This window comes from Aequorivita aurantiaca, from assembly GCF_030410135.1.
Classification (GTDB): domain Bacteria; phylum Bacteroidota; class Bacteroidia; order Flavobacteriales; family Flavobacteriaceae; genus Aequorivita; species Aequorivita aurantiaca.
This window is the reverse complement of sequence record NZ_JAUGQQ010000003.1, coordinates 96,009-118,197: the sequence shown is the minus strand read 5'-3', so window position 1 is coordinate 118,197 and position 22,189 is coordinate 96,009. Positions and strand designations below refer to the sequence as shown.

Genomic DNA, 22,189 nt, shown 5'->3' with positions numbered 1-22,189 from the left:
TCATGGCAAAGTTTACTGATAAAAACTCATATACTATCATCTTCTCAATTATCATGGTGCTTGTTGTCGGCTCACTTTTGGCCGGCGTAGCACAAGGTTTGAGAAGCAAAATTGATCTGAATGAGCGATATGAAAAGATGCAAAACATTCTATATGCAATGGGTGTTAACGGCAATGAAGGCGATGGCGACATAAATTTCGTCCCGACGGACAAGGTGGAAGAAATTTTTGCTATGTATATCAAAAAACAGTTGGTAATACAAGGTGAGAACGTTTCTGAAGACCCAGAGGCATATTTAATTGATATCAAAAAAGAAGAAACTAAAGCAAAGGAGGAGGGATACCAAAGAAGACTTCCACTGTTTATAGGTGAAAAAGATGGCAAAACCATGTACATAATTCCTATGAGAGGAAAAGGACTGTGGGATGCCATTTGGGGCTTTCTTGCCTTGGATGAGTCACTCGTGGTACAAGGTGTATTCTTTGATCACAAAGGAGAAACTCCCGGACTTGGTGCGGAAATTAAGCAACGTTACTTTATGGACGATTTTGAAGGGGAAGCCATTTTGGACAACGACGTGTTTAAGGGCATATCAGTTGCTAAAGGAAACAACGACCCCATAAACACCAAGAAAACCGACAATGCGGTTGATGCCCTTGCTGGTGCTACTATTACCGGTGACGGGGTAACGGCAATGATCAAAAAGGATGTAAGAATGTATTTGCCTTACTTAAGAACATTAAATAAATAAACTATGGGATTACTATCAAAAAAAGACAGTAGATTAATTTTAGACCCATTGGCTGATAACAACCCAATTACCATCCAGGTATTGGGAATTTGCTCGGCACTTGCTATTACCGCACAGCTTAAGGCTTCCATAGTTATGGCTATTTCCGTTATAGCCGTTTTGGGCGTCGGAAACGTGGTAATATCGCTAATGCGAAATGTAATTCCTTCAAAAATTAGGATTATTGTTCAATTGGTTGTGGTTGCCGCATTGGTAATTATTGTAGACCAAGTGCTGAAGGCCTTCGCTTACGAATTGAGCAAAGAGCTATCGGTATTTATTGGACTTATTATTACCAACTGTATTATTATGGGACGTTTTGAAGCCTTTGCCCTTGCCAACGGTCCGTGGAGATCGTTTTTGGATGGGATAGGAAACGCCGCCGGATATGGATTGATTCTCGTTATTGTTGGTTTTTTCAGGGAATTGCTTGGCTCCGGAACCCTGTTGGGCTTTCAGGTTTTGGGCGACCCGATCGAAAAAACTGGTGTTTACGCAATAGGTTATGAAAACAATGGCTTTATGTTGCTTTCGCCCATGGCATTGATAATCGTGGGATTGATTATTTGGGTACAACGCGCAAGAAATAAGGCATTAATAGAAGAATGATCATTGTCAATGCGAAGTAATAAGTACGCAGTGACGAAGAATTAATTTGAAATTATGTAATATTGAAATTTCAGGATTTCATAGCTTTAAAAAATCAATTTCATTAGCTATGGAGATATTTGAAATTTCAAGAAGTTTTCCCAAAGAGGAGAAATATTCTCTGACAACTCAGATTGGAAGGTCTCAATAGCGGTTTCGACGGCTAATGGACAATCTTAGGGAAAAAGAAAATATCCAAAGCATTTTGTAAGTAAGCTGAAGGATAGTGATTCTGAGAATTTAGAAACACAAAGTTGGCTGGATTTTGCAAAAGAAAGTAGATATATTGTAAAAATAGAATTTGATAAATTAATAAACGGAAGTATTGAAGTAGGCAACTGGTTAAATTATATGATGAACCACTCCCGAATAGTTTGGAGTGAAGACCACATAACTGACTACTGCATACTGCGTACAGACTACAAGAAAAAATGGAACACGTAGAGTTATTTTTTAAATCGATTTTCATAGACAACATGGTATTTGCCACCTTCCTTGGAATGTGCTCCTATCTTGCTGTTTCCAAAAAAGTTTCCACAGCCGTCGGGCTTGGCGCAGCGGTAATTTTCGTACTTGCCGTTACGGTACCCATCAACTGGTTGCTGGACCATTATATTTTAAGGGATGGGGCATTGGTATGGTTGGGAGAGGAATATGCTTCCTATAATCTAGGCTTCCTTTCATTTATTCTTTTTATTGCGACCATTGCAACCATGGTCCAGTTGGTAGAGATTGTTGTTGAAAAGTTTTCACCCGCACTTTACAATTCCCTGGGTATCTTTCTTCCACTTATCGCTGTAAACTGTGCTATTTTGGGAGGTTCGCTTTTTATGCAGTCCAGAGATATCCCTACTTTGGGCCTTGCCCTAAACTATGGAATTAGCTCTGGAATAGGTTGGTTCTTGGCTATTTTGGCAATTGCTGCCATCCGTGAGAAAATACGTTACTCCAATGTGCCGGCACCTCTCAGGGGTCTGGGCATTACCTTTATCATTACCGGCCTTATGGCAATTGGTTTTATGAGCTTTGGGGGAATGTTGACAGGCGGCGATGAGGACAACCCATCATTGGATTCAAATCCTGAAAATTTAGGAATACACACAGAGAATATTCCAAACGAAAAAATAGAAACATCCGAAACGGTTGAAGTTTCAACAATAACCAAGCAATAATATGTTTTTAGCAGTTAGTACACTCGGAGTAATTATAGTAACGGTGATCGCTTTTTTGGTGCTCACCCTGCTCTTGGTAGCCTTATTACTTTTTACCAAACAAAAATTGGCGCCATCGGGTCCCGTGAAAATTACCATTAATGATGAAAAAGTAATCGAGGTGCCATCCGGTGGTTCATTGCTTTCAACCTTGGGCGCGGAAAAAATATTTCTACCTTCTGCCTGTGGCGGTGGTGGAACCTGTATTCAATGTGAGTGCCACGTACTTTCCGGTGGTGGGGAGGCTCTCCCAACAGAGACGCCACATTTCACCAGAAAGGAATTGAAGGAAGGCGCGCGGCTTTCTTGCCAAGTGAAAGTGAAGCAGGATATGAACATTCATATTCCCGAAGAAGTTTTCGGAATCAAGAAATGGGAGGCCACAGTGGTTCGTAACTTTAACGTTGCTTCCTTTATCAAGGAATTCGTAGTTGAAATTCCTGAGGATATGAATTATAAAGCAGGTGGCTACATTCAAATTGAAATTCCACCCTGCGAAATTAAATTTGAGGATATGGATATTACCGCCCATCCTCAAGAACACGAAAGACCGGATAAATTTCAGGAAGAGTGGGATAAATTTAAGCTTTGGCCATTGGTAATGAAAAATACGGAGATTGTTGAGAGAGCCTATTCCATGGCTTCCTATCCTGCCGAAGGTCGCGAAATTATGTTGAACGTTCGTATTGCCACCCCACCCTTTGACCGTGCAAAAGGAGGCTGGATGAGTGTGAATCCGGGAATCGCTTCTTCCTATATTTTTAATTGTAAGGAAGGTGATAAAGTTATTATTTCTGGGCCTTATGGCGAATTCTTCATCAATCCATCCGAAGCAGAAATGCTATACGTTGGCGGTGGTGCCGGAATGGCGCCAATGCGTTCGCACTTATATCATCTTTTCAAAACACTTAAAACCGGACGAAAAGTAACTTATTGGTACGGTGGACGTTCAAAAAGAGAGCTTTTCTATCTAGACCATTTTAAGCAATTGGAAGATGAGTTTCCAAATTTCAAGTTCTACCTAGCGCTTTCCGAGCCAATGGAAGAGGATAATTGGAAAGTAAAAAAGGATATTCATGATGAGAGTGGCGATGGCTTTGTAGGCTTTATTCACCAAGTGGTAATTGATAACTATTTAAACCATCACGATGCTCCCGAGGACATTGAATTATATTTCTGCGGTCCACCGTTGATGAACCAAGCAGTTCAAAAAATGGGAGAGGATTTTGGGATCCCCGATGAAAATATTCGTTTTGACGACTTTGGAGGATAATCAAAGCCGTTTCCAAAAAGCAATTAAAAAGCCGTTTCAATATACTGAGACGGTTTTTTTTTGAAGAAGTTGTACATAGCCTAAAAGATGAGCTGCTATGATTAAACAGCATTCTTAGTTGGGCTGTTTCGAAGCTGTACTTCATATAAACAAAACCCTTGAATAGCCTCAACTATAATTATAAAAACTTAAGGCGTAAGGCCTTTATCCATAAAATAAAAACCGCCCCTGTATTAATGGAAGCGGTTTTTATTTATGGTGGTTATTTTGGTTTGTTCTTCGCATTTCAAACTAATGAAATGCAAATATGCAATAGAGAACTTTCTAATAAAATCTAAACTATCACTTCTATTTATTCGCCGCCCAAAAGGGTTGCGATTTTTGCCTCCAATGCGGCACCTCGAAGGTCCTTGTCTATTATCATCCCGTTTTCATCCAAAAGAAAAGTGGCCGGAATAGAGCGCACGTTATATTGTTTTGCAATCGGATCCTGCCAAAACTGAAGGTTGGAAACATGATACCAATCCATTTTGTCGTCCTTTATGGCCTGTATCCACTTGTCCTTTTGATCTGCTTTATCTAAGGAAACGCTGATTATGTTCAATCCTTTATCGTGGTATTTATTGTAAACTTTCACAACATTCGGATTTTCAATGCGGCATGGCTTGCACCAAGAGGCCCAAAAATCAATAATGGTATATTTGCCCAAGGCGTCTTTTAATGCCATAGTTTCCCCGGTTGGAGTGGGAGCGCTAAAGTCTGGCGCGGCACTGCCAACATCGGCCTTTTTAAGGGAATCCAAATTCGTCTTTAAATCTTTGGCCAATTGCGTATTGGCAATTTTAGGATCCAATTTTTCAACATAGGCTGAGGCTTCGGCGGGAGTTATTTCTTTTCTACCGGCCATATCCGAAATAAGCATAACCGCAAATAGTGTATTGCTATGATCGTTCAAAAACTGTTTTTTATATTCAGTTTCCTCGGCCACCAAGTTTAGATTGTCACTTTGTATTCTTGCAATTTCCACTGTATCGTTCGCCTCATTTGCGGTGCGGAATTGTTCCATGCGCTCTTGTTTTCTGGCGTTGAAGGAATCCATTTTATCAACAAAACTGTTGTAGGCGGCATTTTGATTTCCACCAGTTATGCGTGATGCCTTTATGCTATCCTTATAAATTGTTGCCTGCATATTTTCATTTTCAGGAAAAAACAAGATTGATGCATTAATTTCATTGATCCTCAAGAAATTCAAAGGGGTAGTATCGTTTTTAGGATAGGTTGCCGAAAATTTCCCTTGCGTTATTGTCAAGGTGTCAATAGGTTTGGGCTGATTGTTTTCAAAAGTGTATACATAAATTTCCGTACCATCGGCAAACCCCAAAGCCTCTCCTTCAAGGGTGTAAGTGTTTGAGTCCTTGTTACAGGAAATTAAGGTAATACTCAGTAGTAAAGCGAATATAATTCTCATAAAATTGGTTTTTAAAATTTGGGCAAAAGTAGCTGATTATTCATTGATACCAGTTTTTGCACCTTTTTTTATTTTTTATTAACATATTATTTTTTAAAAATATACGATGAAGGAAAAAATATGAAAAAAACCGGAGAGGCTTGTATTATCACAAACCAATCCAGTTTATTGTTTTAATTCTTTAGCTTCCAACGATTCGTTGGGGCATTTATGCTTCTGGATGATTGTCCCCCGCCTTCATTAGAAATGCGTCCAACATCCAACTTATTTTTTCTATATGGCCAATAAAGCCTCCAATCATATCGATTGTTCCCTCATCGCCCGCTTCATCGGCTTTGTCAACCACGGTGCGCATCTGCTTTAATAGCTTTCCGTGATCCTCGAGCAGGATTTTTACCATTTGCACATCCTTCGTATTTTCCGAAGATTCCTCAATATTGCTCATTTTTAGATAATCGGTGAAATTGCTGGTGGGCTGGTAACGAAGGGTTAGAATTCGCTCCGCGATTTCATCCACTTTCAACCTTGCGTCGTCATACATTTCCTCGAATTTAATATGAAGATTGAAGAAATGGTTTCCAACGATATTCCAATGGAAATTCCTGAGTTTTTGATAGTAAAGATGATAATCTGCCAGAAGCACGTTCAATTCCTTCGCAGTACTGGCGGTTTTCTTTTTATCAAGGTTTAGATAGTTCATATTTTTTTGTTTTATGGTTCCCCCAAAGATAATTATTACCCGCTTTATCAACAATATTGCACTGCTGTTTAGCCTTTATTTAACGGTGGCGCGGCCAAATCAATAAGCCATCCAAATTTAATTTTCTTTCATTTATTGTACCTTGTTGCCCAAAACATATTCTCCCTATGCAATTACTTTTGGCAACCGCTATAAAAGCTGCTTTGGCAGCCGGAGCGGAAATCCTTAAAATTTATGAAACCAATTTCAACGTTGAAACCAAGGATGACAATTCCCCTTTGACGCTGGCCGATAAAAACGCCAATGAAGTGATAAACCAATTTTTGAAACTAACGGAAATACCCATTATTAGCGAAGAAAATCGGCAACTGGATTTTTCGGAAAGAAAAGATTGGCAACGTTGCTGGATAGTCGATCCGTTGGATGGCACGAAAGAATTCATAAAAAGAAATGGCGAATTCACGGTAAACATTGCCCTGGTGGAAAATGGCAAGCCAAAACTCGGGGTCATTTATGTTCCGGTTTCAAAGGAGCTTTATTTTACATCCGAAGATGGCGGGAGCTCTAAAAAGATAATTGTTACTTCGGAAGAAATGTTGGTTGAGGAAATTCTGGGTAATGCCGAAATTTTAAAGCCATCAAAAATTATTTCCGAAGTAAGGGTGGTCGGTAGCCGTTCGCATTTAAATGAAGACACCAAAAATTTCATTTCTAAATTAGAAAGAGGCGATAACGTAACCATTTTTTCCAAAGGAAGTTCCCTTAAATTTTGTTTGGTTGCGGAAGGCTTGGCGCATATTTATCCGCGGTTTGCCCCTACAATGGAGTGGGACACCGCCGCTGGCCACGCTATTTGCAGCGCCGCGGGAGTTTCGGTGATTGACCAAACAACCCAGAAACCGATGGTGTACAACAAGCCAAATTTACTGAATAACTACTTTTTGGTAAAGGTACCATGAAGGATCAATCCCGTAAAAGGCACGTTGCCAAAACCATCACCTGGCGTATGGTTGGCACCTTGGATACCATAATTCTGTCATGGTTTATTACAGGTAATGCCTTTACCGGGGTTAAAATAGGCCTGGCCGAAATACTCACCAAAATGTTGTTATATTATCTTCACGAACGGGTATGGTTTAAAATTAACCTATCAAAAAAAGGAGTGATTCGCGAAAGTCGAAAACGACATCTTGCCAAAACCTTCACGTGGCGCGGAATTGGGACCTTGGACACCATGTTTCTTGCGTGGATTATAACAGGAAATCCGTTTACGGGCCTTAAGATTGGCCTATCGGAACTTTTGACAAAAATGATTTTATATTATCTTCACGAACGGGTTTGGTACCGCACTAATTTTGGCCTTCCCAACAGAAAATAAAATTTATGGAACAAAATATTATCCCCAACAATTTCAGTATTGGGCAGCAACAACGAAGCGAATTGAAAAAGCACAAATCTTTATTGATTTGGTTCACGGGACTGTCCGGTTCGGGAAAATCAACAATAGCCGACGCTCTTGAAAACGCATTGTTCCAAAGGGAAATCCACACTTATTTGCTGGATGGCGATAACGTTCGAAAAGGTCTAAACAACAATCTTTCCTTTTCAGAGGAGGACAGAGCCGAAAACATTCGCCGTATTGCCGAAGTTGCCCATTTAATGCTTGATGCTGGCTTGATAGTGATAGCCTCCTTCATTTCTCCATTTAGAGAGGACCGTGAAAACGCGAAGCGGATTGTGGGCTACACCAATTTTGTAGAAATATTTGTAAATACGCCAATTGAGGAATGCGAACGTCGGGACGTAAAAGGACTATATGCGAAGGCAAGGGCAGGGGAAATTGAGAATTTTACAGGCGTAAACGCACCCTACGAGCCACCCATGGCGCCGGATCTGGAGATTGATACTACGTTAATTTCAGTTGCGGAGGCGGTTGGTTTGATTATGAAATTTATTGATAAAAGAATGTAAGTGATATGGGATTTGAAATTCGATAATTTGAAATTAGCATTTCAAAATTGAGATAACGTTTTAGTTTTAAAATACAAAAATGGTTGGAAATTTATATCCAGAATAAGAATAACGAAAAGTAAATACTATTAAAGAATTTTCCCAAATCCCAAATTCCCAATCCCAATTCCCGATTTAAAAACTAACAAACGAAAAATGAGCAAATACTATCTAAGCTATCTAGACGAATTGGAATCGGAAGCCATCTATATTCTTCGCGAAGTGTGGGCGCAGTTCCAAAACCCGGTGATACTTTTTTCCGGCGGAAAGGATTCCATTCTTGTTACGCATTTGGCAAGAAAAGCTTTCTTTCCTTCAAAAATTCCGTTCCCACTTTTGCATGTGGATACGGGACATAACTTCCCCGAAACCATACAGTTTCGTGATGATATGATAAAGGAGTTGGCCGTACAATTAATTGTCGGTTCCGTACAGGAATCTATTGACACTGGTAGGGTAGCAGAGGAAAAAGGTAAAAGTGCCACCCGAAATGCCCTTCAGATAACCACCCTTTTGGATGCTATTGAAAAAAACAAAATTGACTGCGCCATTGGCGGCGGAAGGCGCGATGAGGAAAAAGCTCGTGCAAAGGAACGCTTTTTTTCACATCGGGACGATTTTGGGCAGTGGGACCCAAAAAACCAACGCCCGGAATTGTGGAACTTGCTTAATGGAAAACATTTTGAAGGAGAGCATTTCCGCGCCTTTCCCATTAGCAATTGGACCGAAATGGATGTTTGGAACTATATTAAACGCGAAGACATAAAAATTCCTTCGCTATACCTTGCGCATCAACGCGAAGTTGTCTGGCGAAATGATTCGTGGATTCCCGTTTCGGAATATTTGAAACTGGATGACAATGAAAAGGTTGAATCTAAAAAAATTCGCTTTAGAACCCTTGGGGATATTACGATAACTGGAGGGATTGAAAGTGAAGCCGACACCCTGGAGAAAATCGTGGCCGAAGTAGCAGCCATGAAACAAACCGAACGCGGCAACCGCAGCGACGATAAGCGAAGCGAAACCGCGATGGAGGATAGGAAGCGGCAGGGGTATTTTTAAAAAATAACACGGATTAAACGAATTTCGCGGATTTCGCGGATTACTTAGATTTAATATGGGAAAATTGGTTTATGAACAGGAAACATTCAAGATTATTGGCGCTGCTATGGCTGTACATACAGGACTGGGAGCAGGATTTTTGGAATCGGTTTACCATGAAGCTTTGGAAGTTGAGTTTAAAAATCAATTGATACCTTTCGAAACTAAAAAAAAGTTGATGGTTTATTATCTGGGTAAACCTTTGAAAAAGTATTTTGTTGCAGATTTTATTTGTTATGAAAATATTGTTATTGAAATCAAATCGGCGTCTTTTCTTCATAAGATTGCTGAAGCCCAAACCATAAACTATTTAAAATCAATAAATGCTCCAGTGGGTTTATTGCTCAATTTTGGACAAACCAGTTTAACTTGGAAGCGTTTTGTCAATACTAATAAGAAGTTTAAATAAATTAATCCGAAAATCCGTGTAAAATGGAGATAGACAAAAACCAACTACTAAGATTCACAACCGCCGGCAGCGTTGATGATGGGAAAAGCACCCTTATTGGCAGATTGCTCTATGATAGCAAGGCTATTTTCGAGGATCAACTGGAAGCTGTAGAAAATACAAGCAAAAAAAAGGGACACAAAGGGGTGGATTTGGCCTTGTTTACAGACGGCTTGCGCGATGAGCGGGAGCAGGGGATTACTATAGATGTTGCATATAGATATTTCACCACGCCAAAGCGGAAATTCATAATCGCCGATACCCCGGGCCATATTCAATATACTCGCAATATGGTTACCGGGGCTTCCACTGCGAACGCCGCCCTTATATTGATTGATGCCCGCCATGGTGTTATTGAACAAACCAAGCGGCACGCCTTTATCGCTTCACTATTACAGATTCCGCATATAATTGTCTGCATCAATAAAATGGATTTAGTGGATTATTCAGAAGAAGTTTACCAAAATATAATCCATCAATTTGAGGAATTTTCTTCAAAATTATATGTAAAGGATATACAGTTTCTTCCCATTAGCGCACTTGATGGCGACAATGTGGTAAACCGTTCCACAAATATGGATTGGTACCAGGGCGCCCCCTTGTTACACGCTTTGGAAACCATGCACATTAGTAGCGACATCAATAAAATTGATGCCCGTTTTCCGGTGCAGACCGTTTTACGGCCGCAAAATGAAGAGTTTAGGGATTACCGAGGTTATGCCGGCCGCGTTGCAAGCGGAATTTTCAGAAAGGGGGATGAAGTAGTTATTCTGCCCTCGGGCTTCACTTCAAAAATTAGAAGCATTGACACTATGGATGGGAGTATGGAAGAGGTTTTTGCCCCAATGTCTGTTGCGATTACCTTAGAAGATGACATTGACATCAGCCGGGGCGATATGATTGTAAAGGAAAACAACCAACCAAAAGCCTTGCAGGAATTTGACGCCATGCTGTGTTGGTTCAACAATTCCCCAGCCCGCGATCGGGCTAAATATACCATTGTTCACACTTCGAACGAACAGAAGGCAATGATTAAGGAAGTGGTATATAAAATTGACATCAACACCTATGCAAGAAATGAAGAGGACAAGCAACTAAAAATGAACGACATCGCCCGAATCAGTATCAGGACCACCCGACCATTAATGGTTGATGAGTATCGCGATAACCGCGTAACGGGAAGTTTTGTTCTTATTGATGATGCTTCGCATGAAACTGTGGCTGCTGGGATGATTGTTTGAGTTTGTGTATCGCTGAATTTATGAATTTTTTTATTTAGGGATTTGTTATTCGAACAAAGTCCGGTGGAGCAGCTTTTGCTGTATTAGCCCAATGGCAGTCGATATCTTTAGAGTATTTATAATTCCAAATTCCAAATTCCCAGGCTTTGGATTCACTGTGGAACTTGAAATTTGGAACCTAAATACTACAAATTAGCAACTATCATTTAATTAACCTATAGACTCCAGTCTGCCCTCCTGAAATTACCTTCATAAAATAATTGCCAGCGGAGAGATTTGAAATGTTTAGTTGTGCGCTATTTTCCCTAATGTTTTGATCAAGTACTTTTTGGCCCAGCACATTATAAATTATAACATTTTCAATAGTGCTATTGGCGCTGAGTTGCAACAAATCCTTCATGGGGTTTGGATAGAATGCAAAACCCTCAATGGTATTTTCCGCTGTTCCCAATGTTTCCGTTTGGAATGTAAAAGGCCCAGACCAAGTGCTGCTGCCAGTTCCCCCACAATTGGATTGAACGTAATAGTCATAAAAAGTATTTGCCATTAAACCTTCCAATAAATAAGGTTTCTCTTGTGTAACTATTGAAGTTCCTGTTCCTAAGGTAAATCCTGAAATACCCCATTCAATAAGCCACGTAGTTGCTGATCCGTTTTCCGTCCAATCCAATATAACAGAGTTCAATTGTATGTCCATTACACCAAGGTCTGATGGTGATGCACAAGGTTGAGGTCCCCAAGAGATTAAGGCATAGCCGCTATGGCCAGCACCAGGATCGCTACCGATGCCATTACCACCGCCACCTCCGCCACCATAGGGCAGGCCGCTGGCAGCAGGATCGGTTATTGTGCAATTGGCATTTGTAATTCCCGCACCTTTTCCTCCATAACCACCCGGTATACCACCACTTTCACCGCCGCTTCCGCCTGGGGTGATACAATTTCCTGTCCATGGAATGGTATCTCCGCCATTGGCGCCGTCGCCATCAGATCCAGCGGCCCCGCCACCGCCGCCACCGAAATACGTCCAATAACCACCACCACCGGCTCCGCCAGAATAGTTGATGGTACCTCCGGAGCCAACTCCTCCAGCACCTCCACCGCCAAGATCGGGATGAGGAACCCAGGTTCCTGGGCCTCCGCCAGTGGCCTCAATGAATGCTCCCACACTGGTTGTTTCTCCCGCTGTATTGCTTTCACCACCGGCTCCAATAGTAACGGAAATGACATCTGACGGGGCAACCGTGAAGGTACCCATGGCATATCCGCCGCCGCCGCCGCCGCCGGAACCATTATTCCCCCCACCACCGCCGCCACCGATTACCTCAATGGTAATGGAAGTTATGCCTGCTGGAACAGTAAAATCGCCGGACGCGGTAAATTCCTGCGACCCCGATTGCGCCCATATAACGGGAACTGATAACACGAATGTTAGAAAAGTAAAGATATTTTTCATATGTATAGTTTTATATTCCGTAACAATTTATATAAAATTCAATTAGAATTCATAAAAAATTGTGATTATTCGTCACTTAAACCTAGCATGAACCTAGCCTTTGGGTACCATTAATGTAGCTTAAACCATACATTCGGCATACATTCGACCCCCTTGAACTACCCATTGGGACAACATGAACTATACTCAGATGCACTATATACTATGCCTCGGGGCGAGTTGAACTAGGCATTGATACCGTATTCTGTGTGTTGGAATAATTAAATTGTTACGTTCATACATTGGAACTGGGGAAGTTGTAATCCCGGAATGGGTTAGGAGATAATCAGTGTTTTAGATACCTTAAACAAATACGTTATTAGTTTACATACATAAACAGATATATTATTTAATGTTTTTTCGAATTCCAACGGACAATGTTTCAATAATTTAATGGTCACTTAAAGAGAACGCAGTAATTAAATTTCAATTCTATGTTACGCCTAGATGTCTCAATTAAAACTTTACTTTCCTCTTGGCATTTTATCGATATTAATTGGTAGTTAATCGTGGTTGTTTATCTTTGCATCTTCAAATTCTTCATGGACGAATATTTTAGTGCTTTGAAAATTGATGATTTTAAACTATTTGATCAACAAGAGATACAGAGAATAGTGCTTAAAATATTAAAATCTATCTCCAGCTTCAGAAATTTTTAAAATTTAATTTATTTTATGATTGGTATAGAGAAATTTTAATTACTCTCATTAAAAATTTCGGATTTTAATAAAGATAATGAGTCAATTAAAAAAAGGAGCTTTACTTTCATATCTGAATGTTATAATAACAACCATAATTGGTATGTTATTAACACCCTTTATTATAGCCTCAATAGGAGATGCAGAATATGGTCTATACAGTTTATTAGGCTCATTGGTTGCTTATTTTACATTGGTAGATTTTGGGTTGGGAGATACAGTAATTAGATTTGTTGCAAGATACAGGGCAAAAAATCAATTTGAAGAACAGTCCAAATTTTTAGGAACGATAGTTAAACTATATAGTTTTATAACCTTGATTCTGGTTATTTTAGGTATACTCATGTACTTTAACATTGAAGTATTATTTAATAAATCAATGAATCATATCGAAATTAACAAAGCAAAAATTATGTTTGTTTTGTTATTAGTCAATCTGACAATTTCATTGCCAGGAAATATTTTCTTAGGTGTAGCTAATGCATATGAAAGATTTATATATGCTCGGGGTGTGTTAGTTGTAAAATATCTGCTTAGAGCTATAATAGTTTTTGTGATTTTGAGTAGTTATGGAGATGCAGTAACTTTAGTAATAATCGATACTTCAGTAAATATTTTATTTTTTATATCCAACTTTATATTTGTGAAGCAGTATTTGAAAATAGATTTTGTTTTCACAAAACTTAAGATCTTTCAAGTAAAGAATATATTAAGTTTTTCTGTGTGGATGTTTTTATTAGGACTTATCAGTCAATTTCAATGGCAGGGAGGACAAATTGTAGTAGGAATTCGAGGTGGTACAGAGCAAGTTGCAATATATGCTATTGGAATAATGTTGGGAACATATTATGGCGCTTTTTCCTCATCTATTTCTTCTTTATTCCTGCCCACGGCCACCAAGATGGTAGTAAATTCTGAAAATTCCGATGAATTGACAAATATGTTTATAAAGATTGGAAGAATATCATTTATAGTTCTTTTTCTTATTTTAGGTGGATTTTATCTTTTAGGTAAAAATTTTATTCTTTTATGGCTTGGGGAAACCTATATTCCTGCTTATTACATAAGTTTGATTATAATGTTAGCTTATACTATTCCGTTAACCCAAACCTTTGCAACCTCTCTGTTAGAAGTAAAAAACAAAATTTATTATAAAACACTAATTTACTTAGTTGTTATACCCTTAGGGACTATATTGGGATATGTTAGTTATCCAAATTTTCAACTAAACGGAGTCATTGCATCCATTTGTGTACTCTGGTTTATAGGCATTATCACTTTAAATTATATATTCCATGCAGTATTGGGATTAGGTATGGTAAAATTTTATTTCAATTTTTTAAAAGCCATACTACCATTATTTTTCATCATTATCATTTTAGATTATATATATTCTTCTATAGCATATAGTAACAATTTGGCGGATTTCGTCATAAAAAGTTTATCCTATGTTATAATTTATTTCATTGTCTATTATGTAGTCGTGTTTAATAAATATGAGAAGGCTTTGATTATAAGTTTGAGAAGATGATAATAAGTTTATTGATAGCTGCATATAATGTAGAAAAACATATAAAAAAATGTCTCCTGTCTTGTGTATTACAAGATTTACCTTCTGAAAAATTTGAAATAATTTGTGTTAATGATGGATCTACAGATCAAACAGCAACAATAATTAAAGAAATACAATTAAGTTATCGAAATATAATATTAATAGAACAAGCAAATAGTGGTTTGGGCTCGGCAAGAAATAAAGCATTACATCACGCATCTGGAAGTTTCGTTTGGTTTATTGATGGTGATGATTTTATTGAACCAATGGTCTTGTCAAAGATTATATTTTCATTGAAGAATTTAAATCTTGATATTTTAATGTTGAATTACAAAATTGTGGATGAACAGGGTACTGTAATCAATAATAATGCAAACAATCCGGACGTAACAGAAGTGATTTCAGGCTCTGAATTTTATAAAAATAATTATTCAAAAAGTTATACATGGAGTTTTGTTTTTGAGAGAATTTTATTTTACAAAAATCGAATTTTTTTTAAGGAAAGAATTAACATGCAAGACTCGGAAATATTGCCTAAATTAATGTTTCATTCAAAACGTATATCTTTTCTGAATGTAAGGTGTTATAACTATGTTCAACACCCTAATTCTTTTACAAATTCAAAAAATGGAAAGAATCGCTATATATATTTTGCTTCTATTATAAAAGTAAAAAAATCGTTACAACATTTTTTGGATAATGATGTAGGAAACGATGAGCAAATAAGGGTAGGTCTGAAAAAAAAAATTGAAAGTCTACATGATGTTATATTTAATCACTTGGTATATTTCAGATATGAAAAAACTTGGGCTATAAAAATTATTGATTTATTGCAAAAGAATCGTCTTTATCCGTTACAGGTTGATTGTAAGGGAAAGATGAAACTTATCAAATGGGGTTTGAATCATTATCCACTTACAGTATTGGGCCTGATAGATTTTATTAGAAATTTCAAAAATAAATTCTAACCTTCAATAGAGGATTTTCAATGGTAAAAAAACGAATATTTATTAGCACCTATTACATGGAAATAGGTGGGGTTGAACGAAGTTTAATAGGCTTATTGAATAGTATTGATTACCAAAGTTACGAAGTAGATTTGTTTCTGCACAGACATTCTGGTGCGTTTATGAATCTTATCCCTTCATCAGTAAATCTATTGCCAGAGAATAACAACTATGCCACTTACGGTCGCCCTGTTAAGCATTTGATAAAAGAAGGTTTTTGGTGTATTGGCATTGCGCGAACCATCGCTGCTCTAAGAACAAAAATCTTTCAAAAGAAAAATCAATCAACAGATGATTCTTCCTCCTTGACTTATAGCTTAAAATATACTGAACCATTTTTGCCATCACTCAAAGCCTATGGAGTATATGATTTAGCTATAAGTTTTTTAATGCCACATAATATTGTTCTAAATAAAGTTGATGCAAAAAAGAAATTAGCGTGGATTCATACCGATTACTCTAAAATTGACTTAAATAAAAAAATAGAACTGCCAATTTGGAGAAAATTCGATTATGTTGTATCGATTTCTGAAAGTGTAACTAAAACTTTTGTATCGGTAATGCCAGAATTAGAACAAAAAATAATTGAAATTGAAAATATATTATCCCCAGAGATGGTTAGGAAACAAGCACAAGAAGCCAATGTTGAAAAAGAATTAAGAAAGGAAGTATCTGAGATTATTTTTTGTTCTGTTGGGAGGTTGTCTGCACAAAAAAATTTTGATCAGGCTGTCTACATTTGTAAATACTTGGTTGAAATGGGATTGAATATTAAATGGTACGTTATTGGGGATGGACCAGAAAAAACTACAATACACAATAATATAATAAAGGCAGAAATGCACTCTCATTTTTTTCTTTTAGGTGAAAAAGTCAATCCTTATCCCTATATGCAAGCCTGCGATTTTTACATACAACCTTCTAAATATGAAGGTAAGGCCGTTACTGTGAGAGAAGCTCAAATTTTGCAAAAGTTGGTGATAATTACACGCTTTTCCACCTCTGCTTCCCAATTGCGCGAAAATTTTGATGGTATTATTGTTTCAATGGATAATGAAAAAGCCGCAAATGAAATTTCAGAATTTATTTTTGATATAGCAAAACAAAAGGATCTCCTTGGAAATATGAAAAATACGGATTATAGCAACCAGCGAGTGGTAGAGAAATTATACGCTTTGATCAACGAAAATTAGTTTATTTATAACATGAAACTACTATATATTACAAATGGAATAAATGGTTCAGGAGGTTTAGAGCGAGTGCTTTCAATTAAAGCGTCCTATCTTGCTGAGCACTATGGGTATGAAGTAAGCATATTATGTTTAAATAATAATCACTTAAATCCATTTTATATTTTTTCCAAAAAAATACAGATGTATAGTATTCCGGTAGGAGGAAGTATTTTCGAAAATATATTCGAATATAAAAGAGGAATAAAGAGCATAGTGAGGGATGTTCAGCCTGATGTCATTTCAGTCTGTGATGATGGTTTAAAAGGTTTTTTTGTTCCGTTAATTATAAGAGAAAAGATTCCAATCATTTATGAACGTCATGCTTCCATAAATTTGAACTTTAATAAAGAAAATAAAGGCATCTTTTTTTTTCTTCAAGCTAAACTTCAATATAATTTAATGAAAAATTTAGCCACTAATTTCGAAAAATTTATTGTTCTTACCAAAAGTAATCTAAAGGAATGGAAAGGAGATAATTTATCAGTCATTCCCAACGCACTTTCTTTCTATCCTAAAGAATCTGCAGCTTTGGATACCAAAAAAATTATTGTTGTAGGAAGTCATAGCTATAATAAAGGATATGATTTATTGTTTTTGACATGGAAAAAGGTTGCAGAAGTATATAAAGATTGGACATTGAATATATATGGAATGCCAGATATAAATAATACTTTTAAAAAAAAAGCAGAGAAGATGGGTTTGATTGGGAGTGTTAACTTTTATGATCCCGTGAAAAATATTAAAAGTAAATATTTGAATTCTTCTATAATGGTTTTGCCATCTCGGTCTGAAGGATTTGGAATGGTTATTATTGAAGCTATGGCCTGCGGCATTCCTTGTGTAAGCTTTAATTGTCCACATGGTCCCGCAGATATTATTCACGATGGAATAGACGGTTATCTCGTAAAAAACGGAAATATAGAATCACTAGCCGAGAAACTGATAACGCTTATAGAAAATCAAACTTTGCGAAAGGAAATGGGTGCTAGGGGAAGGGAAAATGTACAGAGATATCTGCCAGAAAACATAGTAAAGGAATGGGACGAACTGTTCCACAAGCTAATTTGACAATAGATGAATTCCTTTATTCCCATAGAGCTATATACTCCCTTTTACTTCTATAGTTTATTATTTATAGTCCTAGTCACTTTTCTGCATACTCTAATTCTTCCTCTTAACTCAGTAAAAATTTTAAAGTACATAAAAGTAATAGGTCCTGTGTTGTTAATTTTTGTTATTCTCTATATGGGATTAAGGCCAATTAGTGGGCGCTATTTTGGTGATATGAGTACCTATAGTCATTATTTTAAAATATATTCAACTGGCGCTCCTATTACATCCACAAGAGATATTCTATTTCATAATTTTACTAAATTCTCCTCACAATTAATGACAATTCATGTATATTTTCTATTGTGCGCAGGGTTATATGTAATCCCATTATATTTCATCTGTAAAAAATGGTTTAATGATTACTGGTTCTATGGCTTTTTATTTCTAATTGGAGCCTTTTCTTTCTGGGCCTATGGTACTAATGGAATTCGGAATGGTATAGCAGGTTCATTTTTTTTATTAGGTATTTCAAGAGAAAAAAGAGTATGGCAGATTTTATGGATCGTTCTGGCTATTAACTTTCATAAAACTATGTTATTGCCGGCAGTTGGATTTTTACTAGCTAATTTCTATAATCAACCGAAAAGAATGATTGTTTTTTGGGCGTTATGTATTCCCGTTTCACTAATAGGGGGAGGGTTTTTCGAAAATTTCTTCGGGTCTATTGGATTTGATGATCAACGAATCCATTATTTCACCGAAGGCAAGATAAATAATGATGATTTTAGGTTCACCGGGTTTCGTTGGGATTTTTTGATGTATAGTGCTACGGCAGTATTTGCCGGATGGTACTATATTGTTAAGCTAAAATTTAAAGATAAAATCTATTTTTGGCTTTACAACACCTATTTATTCTCTAATGCCTTCTGGATTTTGGTGATTAGGGCTAACTTTTCTAATCGTTTTGCTTATCTATCATGGTTTATGATTGGTGTGGTCCTTATTTATCCATTATTGATAAAGGAGATTATTCCTAGACAGCATCATCGTATAGGATTGGTTTTAATCGCTTATTTTTCATTCACTTTTATAATGAATCTGTTGATAAACTAATGAAAACAATTACTGTATTTACTCCTACATTTAATAGAGCACATTTATTGCCTAGATTATATAAAAGTCTTTTGAAACAGTCAAATAAAGATTTTATATGGATGCTCATAGATGATGGGTCAATAGACAATACAAGAAACCTAGTTGAAAAATGGATAAGCGAAGCCAAGATAGAAATCCATTATCAATTTAAAGAGAATGGAGGGATGCATACGGGACATAATTTGGCCTATGCAAATATCAAAACTGAATTGAATGTTTGTATCGATTCAGATGATTATATGCCAAAAGATGGGCTAGAGAAAATACTCCATCGTTGGAATGCTATTGAAGATACTTCTAAAATTGCAGGGCTTATTGGTTTAGATGCTGATGTGCACGGAAATATTATTGGAACAAAAATACCAGATACTTTAAAAAGAGGGGCATTAAAGAAGCTCTATACGAAGCATAAAGTTACAGGTGATAAAAAGATTGTATTAAAAACAGAAATCGTCAAACAATATCCTCAGTATCCCGAGTTTCCAAATGAACGGCTTGTACCTTTGGGGGTGCTTTATTTAATGATTGGACATGATTATGACTTTATATATATGAATGAAATTTTATGCATTGTTGATTATCAAGTTGACGGCTCCTCTGGCACGATATTAAAGCAATATAAAACATCCCCTAAGGGCTTTTTATACGCAAGAAATATTCAAAAGAAATACTCTTCTTCATTTTGGGAAGACCTAAAAAATTCGATTCATATTGTTTCGTCCAGTATTTTTGCAAATGATATGGGTGCTATTTTTAAGGGAAAAAAAGCATGGTTGAATATTATTTTATTTCCTTTTGGGGTATTCTTAAATTTATATATACGACTGATGACCTGGTAATGAGAATCCTACAAGTAATAAATAGTCTTTCAACTGGTGGAGCAGAAAAGTTAATCATGGAAAGTGTACCTATCTATCAAAAAAAAGGGCTGAAGACCGATGTTCTTCTTCTAAGTAATAAGAAGACCTCTTTTTGGGAGGAGTTGAAGTTGATCTCTACAGCATGCATAAAGGGACTTACGCTACATTCTATATATAATCCATTTTTAATTTTCAGAATTATTCCGTATTTAAAAAAATATGACATAGTACACTTACATTTATTTCCTACGTTGTACTTGGTTGTTTTGGCAAAGGTACTTTCCTTCTCAAATGTAAAGTTAATTTATACCGAACATAGTACTAACAACAGAAGGAGAAGTTCTTTTTTTTGGAAGACTATAGATAAGTTTATATACAGCAAGCTTGCAATAATTGTAACTATTGCTAAGGAAGTGGATCTTAATTTAAAGAAACATTTGAATTTTCCTTCTTCAAAATTTAAAATGATTCATAATGGTGTAGATATAGATCGTTTTGCGACTGCTGTGGCTTATTCTAAGGATGTTTTTTTTTCGTTAAATGATTTTATTTTGATCCAGGTTTCAAGCTTCCGATGGCAAAAGGATCAAGCAACATTAATAAAATCTTTAAAATTCCTACCTCTGAATGTAAAATTACTATTAGTTGGAGATGGGAATTTAAAAAATGATTGTGTTGAGTTGGTGAAAAATTTGGAATTAGAAGAACGTGTAAACTTTTTAGGTAATAGAAATGATGTTCCTCAACTTTTAATAACAGCGGATGTAGTAGTCTTATCATCAAAATATGAAGGATTGTCATTATCCAATATAGAGGGGATGTCGGTAGATAAACCATTTATTGGCTCAGATGTACCGGGTCTTAGAGAGATTGTTAACGGTTATGGTTTGCTTTTTAAACAAGGTGATGAAAAAGATTTAGCTAGGTTAGTAAGAAATTTAATGAATGATTCAAATTTTTATCAAAAAACTGCCTCTGCTTGTTTTGATAGAGCAAAAAATTTTGATATTAATACAATGGTAGAAGAATATATAAAACTTTATAAAACAGTTTTAAATGCCCCAACCTAAACTAATCCGCATCACCACCGTCCCCATCTCCCTCGAAAAACTTTTGGAAGGACAACTAGAGTTTATGCAAGCTCATTTCAAGGTCACAGCGATATCTGCAGAAAAAGAAAATTTGGCGATCTTGGGTCGGAAAAATGGATATTGTACTTTCCACGTTGAAATGACTCGTAAAATCACTCCTTTGGCAGATATAACCGCCCTGATATCGCTTTATCGATATTTAAAGAAAGAAAAACCTGCCATTGTCCACACCCACACCCCCAAAGCGGGTATTGTTGGCATGATGGCCGCTTGGTTGGCAGGAGTTCCCCATAGATTACACACCGTAGCAGGCCTTCCGTTAATGGAAGCAACGGGGAAGAAAAGAAAGCTGTTGGATTTTGTAGAAAAACAAACTTATAGCTTTGCCACCAAAGTGTACCCCAACTCCCAAGGGCTATATGATTTTATAGTTTCAGAAAACTTTACAAAACTATCCAAACTTAAAATAATAGGGCAGGGCAGTAGCAATGGCATAGACACTCAATATTTCAATCCTTCACTTTTTCTAACTACCAGAACCACCCTACGCCAAGAACTCAATATTCCAGAAGATGCTTTTGTATTTATATTCATAGGCCGTCTGGTAGGTGATAAGGGGATAAATGAGCTGGTTGAGGCTTTTTTTAGAATAGAGAATAAAGAGAAAAAAGCAGAGAATAAAAAACAAAGACTTTTACTAGTAGGATCTTTGGAAACGGAATTGGATCCTCTAAAAACTGAAACCCTTCAAGCCATAGAAAACAACCACAATATTATCTCTGTGGGATATCAGCAGGATGTTCGGCCATATTTTGCCACTGCAGATGCCTTGGTTTTTCCAAGTTACCGTGAAGGTTTCCCCAATGTGGTAATGCAGGCCGGCGCTATGGGATTGCCATCAATAGTAACTGACATTAATGGCTGCAATGAAATAATCTCGCATGGAGTCAATGGCCTGATAGTGCCGCCGAAAAATAGAGAAAAGTTGTTTGAATCCATGAAAAATTTGGCCACAGAACCACAACTATATGCGAGCTTAAAAATTAATACTCGAAAAACAATTGTTGAAAAATATAAAAGGGAAGAATTTTGGCAGGCGCTTTTGGAGGAATACAATCGTTTGAAAAGTTAGTAGCTATAAATGCTTTTATGTAA

Annotated in this window: 23 protein-coding genes; 20 read left to right on the top strand and 3 right to left on the bottom strand. The window is 36.9% G+C overall.

The genetic code is table 11. From position 1 onward, the window contains the following. Positions 1-2 precede the first annotated feature (2 nt). The 6 genes from QRD02_RS06270 to nqrF all read left to right on the top strand — a co-directional run bounded on the left by QRD02_RS06270 (position 3) and on the right by nqrF (position 3,923). The gene (locus QRD02_RS06270; protein WP_290254076.1) at positions 3-752 is read left to right on the top strand and encodes a Na(+)-translocating NADH-quinone reductase subunit C; all 750 of its coding nucleotides are present in this window, start codon (positions 3-5) and stop codon (positions 750-752) included. A 3-nt stretch (positions 753-755) separates the two neighbouring features. Further along, a complete protein-coding gene (locus tag QRD02_RS06265; RefSeq protein ID WP_290254075.1) occupies positions 756-1,400 on the top strand; it encodes an NADH:ubiquinone reductase (Na(+)-transporting) subunit D in 645 nt (214 codons plus the stop codon). 109 nt (positions 1,401-1,509) lie between these two features. Then, positions 1,510-1,590 carry a four helix bundle protein gene (locus QRD02_RS14405; RefSeq protein WP_353959571.1) on the top strand — a complete coding sequence of 27 codons (81 nt, stop codon included), beginning with the start codon at positions 1,510-1,512 and terminating at the stop codon, positions 1,588-1,590. 65 nt (positions 1,591-1,655) lie between these two features. Next, positions 1,656-1,883 carry a hypothetical protein gene (locus QRD02_RS14400; protein ID WP_353959570.1) on the top strand — a complete coding sequence of 76 codons (228 nt, stop codon included), beginning with the start codon at positions 1,656-1,658 and terminating at the stop codon, positions 1,881-1,883. Further along, a complete protein-coding gene (gene nqrE / locus QRD02_RS06255) occupies positions 1,871-2,611 on the top strand; it encodes an NADH:ubiquinone reductase (Na(+)-transporting) subunit E (RefSeq protein WP_290254074.1) in 741 nt (246 codons plus the stop codon). Before QRD02_RS14400 ends, nqrE begins: the two co-directional genes overlap by 13 nt. A gap of 1 nt (position 2,612) precedes the next feature. Further along, entirely contained in the window at positions 2,613-3,923 is a 1,311-nt protein-coding gene (gene nqrF / locus QRD02_RS06250; protein WP_290254073.1) for an NADH:ubiquinone reductase (Na(+)-transporting) subunit F, read from the top strand. A 352-nt stretch (positions 3,924-4,275) separates the two neighbouring features. Here the strand turns inward: nqrF and QRD02_RS06245 are convergent, their stop codons facing one another. Continuing rightward, complete coding sequence (locus QRD02_RS06245; RefSeq protein ID WP_290254072.1) at positions 4,276-5,391, bottom strand: TlpA disulfide reductase family protein; 1,116 nt, start codon at positions 5,389-5,391, stop codon at positions 4,276-4,278. A 208-nt stretch (positions 5,392-5,599) separates the two neighbouring features. Further along, on the bottom strand, positions 5,600-6,091 hold the full coding sequence (locus QRD02_RS06240; protein WP_290254071.1) for a Dps family protein: 492 nt from the start codon (positions 6,089-6,091) through the stop codon (positions 5,600-5,602). A 167-nt stretch (positions 6,092-6,258) separates the two neighbouring features. On the opposite strand from QRD02_RS06240, the gene cysQ reads away from it, so the two are divergent. The 6 genes from cysQ to QRD02_RS06210 all read left to right on the top strand — a co-directional run bounded on the left by cysQ (position 6,259) and on the right by QRD02_RS06210 (position 10,891). After that, complete coding sequence (cysQ, locus tag QRD02_RS06235) at positions 6,259-7,050, top strand: 3'(2'),5'-bisphosphate nucleotidase CysQ (RefSeq protein ID WP_290254070.1); 792 nt, start codon at positions 6,259-6,261, stop codon at positions 7,048-7,050. Then, positions 7,047-7,469, top strand: a complete 423-nt coding sequence (locus tag QRD02_RS06230) for a DUF2061 domain-containing protein (RefSeq protein WP_290254069.1) — start codon at positions 7,047-7,049, stop codon at positions 7,467-7,469. The genes cysQ and QRD02_RS06230 overlap by 4 nt, the downstream gene beginning before the upstream one ends. 5 nt (positions 7,470-7,474) lie before the next feature. Continuing rightward, positions 7,475-8,062, top strand: a complete 588-nt coding sequence (gene cysC / locus QRD02_RS06225) for an adenylyl-sulfate kinase (RefSeq protein ID WP_290254068.1) — start codon at positions 7,475-7,477, stop codon at positions 8,060-8,062. A 195-nt stretch (positions 8,063-8,257) separates the two neighbouring features. Continuing rightward, on the top strand, positions 8,258-9,163 hold the full coding sequence (gene cysD, locus QRD02_RS06220) for a sulfate adenylyltransferase subunit CysD (protein WP_290254067.1): 906 nt from the start codon (positions 8,258-8,260) through the stop codon (positions 9,161-9,163). A gap of 55 nt (positions 9,164-9,218) precedes the next feature. Beyond that, positions 9,219-9,611 (top strand): GxxExxY protein, encoded by a 393-nt coding sequence (locus QRD02_RS06215; protein ID WP_290254066.1) that lies wholly within the window; start codon positions 9,219-9,221, stop codon positions 9,609-9,611. A 23-nt stretch (positions 9,612-9,634) separates the two neighbouring features. Then, entirely contained in the window at positions 9,635-10,891 is a 1,257-nt protein-coding gene (locus tag QRD02_RS06210) for a sulfate adenylyltransferase subunit 1 (RefSeq protein WP_290254065.1), read from the top strand. A gap of 202 nt (positions 10,892-11,093) precedes the next feature. On the opposite strand, the gene QRD02_RS06205 is transcribed toward QRD02_RS06210, so the two are convergent. Next, a complete protein-coding gene (locus QRD02_RS06205) occupies positions 11,094-12,347 on the bottom strand; it encodes a T9SS type A sorting domain-containing protein (protein ID WP_290254064.1) in 1,254 nt (417 codons plus the stop codon). A gap of 774 nt (positions 12,348-13,121) precedes the next feature. Between QRD02_RS06205 and QRD02_RS06200 the strand changes: the two genes are divergently transcribed. The 8 genes from QRD02_RS06200 to QRD02_RS06165 are packed head-to-tail and all read left to right on the top strand — an operon-like array spanning position 13,122 to position 22,166. Then, entirely contained in the window at positions 13,122-14,615 is a 1,494-nt protein-coding gene (locus QRD02_RS06200) for a lipopolysaccharide biosynthesis protein (RefSeq protein WP_290254063.1), read from the top strand. Next, positions 14,612-15,604, top strand: a complete 993-nt coding sequence (locus QRD02_RS06195) for a glycosyltransferase family 2 protein (RefSeq protein WP_290254061.1) — start codon at positions 14,612-14,614, stop codon at positions 15,602-15,604. The genes QRD02_RS06200 and QRD02_RS06195 overlap by 4 nt, the downstream gene beginning before the upstream one ends. Before the next feature lie 20 nt (positions 15,605-15,624). Continuing rightward, on the top strand, positions 15,625-16,836 hold the full coding sequence (locus QRD02_RS06190; RefSeq protein ID WP_290254060.1) for a glycosyltransferase: 1,212 nt from the start codon (positions 15,625-15,627) through the stop codon (positions 16,834-16,836). Between the two features lie 12 nt (positions 16,837-16,848). Further along, the gene (locus tag QRD02_RS06185; protein WP_290254059.1) at positions 16,849-17,943 is read left to right on the top strand and encodes a glycosyltransferase family 4 protein; all 1,095 of its coding nucleotides are present in this window, start codon (positions 16,849-16,851) and stop codon (positions 17,941-17,943) included. Between the two features lie 6 nt (positions 17,944-17,949). Beyond that, a complete protein-coding gene (locus QRD02_RS06180; protein ID WP_290254058.1) occupies positions 17,950-19,041 on the top strand; it encodes an EpsG family protein in 1,092 nt (363 codons plus the stop codon). Continuing rightward, positions 19,041-19,922: a glycosyltransferase family 2 protein gene (locus QRD02_RS06175; RefSeq protein ID WP_290254057.1), complete on the top strand. Its 882-nt coding sequence runs from the start codon at positions 19,041-19,043 to the stop codon at positions 19,920-19,922. The genes QRD02_RS06180 and QRD02_RS06175 overlap by 1 nt, the downstream gene beginning before the upstream one ends. Next, the gene (locus QRD02_RS06170) at positions 19,922-21,013 is read left to right on the top strand and encodes a glycosyltransferase (RefSeq protein WP_290254056.1); all 1,092 of its coding nucleotides are present in this window, start codon (positions 19,922-19,924) and stop codon (positions 21,011-21,013) included. The genes QRD02_RS06175 and QRD02_RS06170 overlap by 1 nt, the downstream gene beginning before the upstream one ends. After that, on the top strand, positions 21,000-22,166 hold the full coding sequence (locus QRD02_RS06165) for a glycosyltransferase family 4 protein (protein WP_290254055.1): 1,167 nt from the start codon (positions 21,000-21,002) through the stop codon (positions 22,164-22,166). The genes QRD02_RS06170 and QRD02_RS06165 overlap by 14 nt, the downstream gene beginning before the upstream one ends. Positions 22,167-22,189: the final 23 nt, after the last annotated feature.

Excerpts from the sequence above, each read along its gene's own strand:
- QRD02_RS06270 (WP_290254076.1), top strand. The coding sequence starts at position 3 with ATGGCAAAGTTTACTGATAAAAACTCATATACTATCATCTTCTCAATT.
- QRD02_RS06265 (WP_290254075.1), top strand. The coding sequence starts at position 756 with ATGGGATTACTATCAAAAAAAGACAGTAGATTAATTTTAGACCCATTG.
- QRD02_RS14405 (WP_353959571.1), top strand. The coding sequence starts at position 1,510 with ATGGAGATATTTGAAATTTCAAGAAGTTTTCCCAAAGAGGAGAAATAT.
- nqrE (WP_290254074.1), top strand. The coding sequence starts at position 1,871 with ATGGAACACGTAGAGTTATTTTTTAAATCGATTTTCATAGACAACATG.
- nqrF (WP_290254073.1), top strand. The coding sequence starts at position 2,613 with ATGTTTTTAGCAGTTAGTACACTCGGAGTAATTATAGTAACGGTGATC.
- QRD02_RS06245 (WP_290254072.1), bottom strand. The coding sequence starts at position 5,391 with ATGAGAATTATATTCGCTTTACTACTGAGTATTACCTTAATTTCCTGT.
- QRD02_RS06240 (WP_290254071.1), bottom strand. The coding sequence starts at position 6,091 with ATGAACTATCTAAACCTTGATAAAAAGAAAACCGCCAGTACTGCGAAG.
- cysQ (WP_290254070.1), top strand. The coding sequence starts at position 6,259 with ATGCAATTACTTTTGGCAACCGCTATAAAAGCTGCTTTGGCAGCCGGA.
- QRD02_RS06230 (WP_290254069.1), top strand. The coding sequence starts at position 7,047 with ATGAAGGATCAATCCCGTAAAAGGCACGTTGCCAAAACCATCACCTGG.
- cysC (WP_290254068.1), top strand. The coding sequence starts at position 7,475 with ATGGAACAAAATATTATCCCCAACAATTTCAGTATTGGGCAGCAACAA.
- cysD (WP_290254067.1), top strand. The coding sequence starts at position 8,258 with ATGAGCAAATACTATCTAAGCTATCTAGACGAATTGGAATCGGAAGCC.
- QRD02_RS06215 (WP_290254066.1), top strand. The coding sequence starts at position 9,219 with ATGGGAAAATTGGTTTATGAACAGGAAACATTCAAGATTATTGGCGCT.
- QRD02_RS06210 (WP_290254065.1), top strand. The coding sequence starts at position 9,635 with ATGGAGATAGACAAAAACCAACTACTAAGATTCACAACCGCCGGCAGC.
- QRD02_RS06205 (WP_290254064.1), bottom strand. The coding sequence starts at position 12,347 with ATGAAAAATATCTTTACTTTTCTAACATTCGTGTTATCAGTTCCCGTT.
- QRD02_RS06200 (WP_290254063.1), top strand. The coding sequence starts at position 13,122 with ATGAGTCAATTAAAAAAAGGAGCTTTACTTTCATATCTGAATGTTATA.
- QRD02_RS06195 (WP_290254061.1), top strand. The coding sequence starts at position 14,612 with ATGATAATAAGTTTATTGATAGCTGCATATAATGTAGAAAAACATATA.
- QRD02_RS06190 (WP_290254060.1), top strand. The coding sequence starts at position 15,625 with ATGGTAAAAAAACGAATATTTATTAGCACCTATTACATGGAAATAGGT.
- QRD02_RS06185 (WP_290254059.1), top strand. The coding sequence starts at position 16,849 with ATGAAACTACTATATATTACAAATGGAATAAATGGTTCAGGAGGTTTA.
- QRD02_RS06180 (WP_290254058.1), top strand. The coding sequence starts at position 17,950 with ATGAATTCCTTTATTCCCATAGAGCTATATACTCCCTTTTACTTCTAT.
- QRD02_RS06175 (WP_290254057.1), top strand. The coding sequence starts at position 19,041 with ATGAAAACAATTACTGTATTTACTCCTACATTTAATAGAGCACATTTA.
- QRD02_RS06170 (WP_290254056.1), top strand. The coding sequence starts at position 19,922 with ATGAGAATCCTACAAGTAATAAATAGTCTTTCAACTGGTGGAGCAGAA.
- QRD02_RS06165 (WP_290254055.1), top strand. The coding sequence starts at position 21,000 with ATGCCCCAACCTAAACTAATCCGCATCACCACCGTCCCCATCTCCCTC.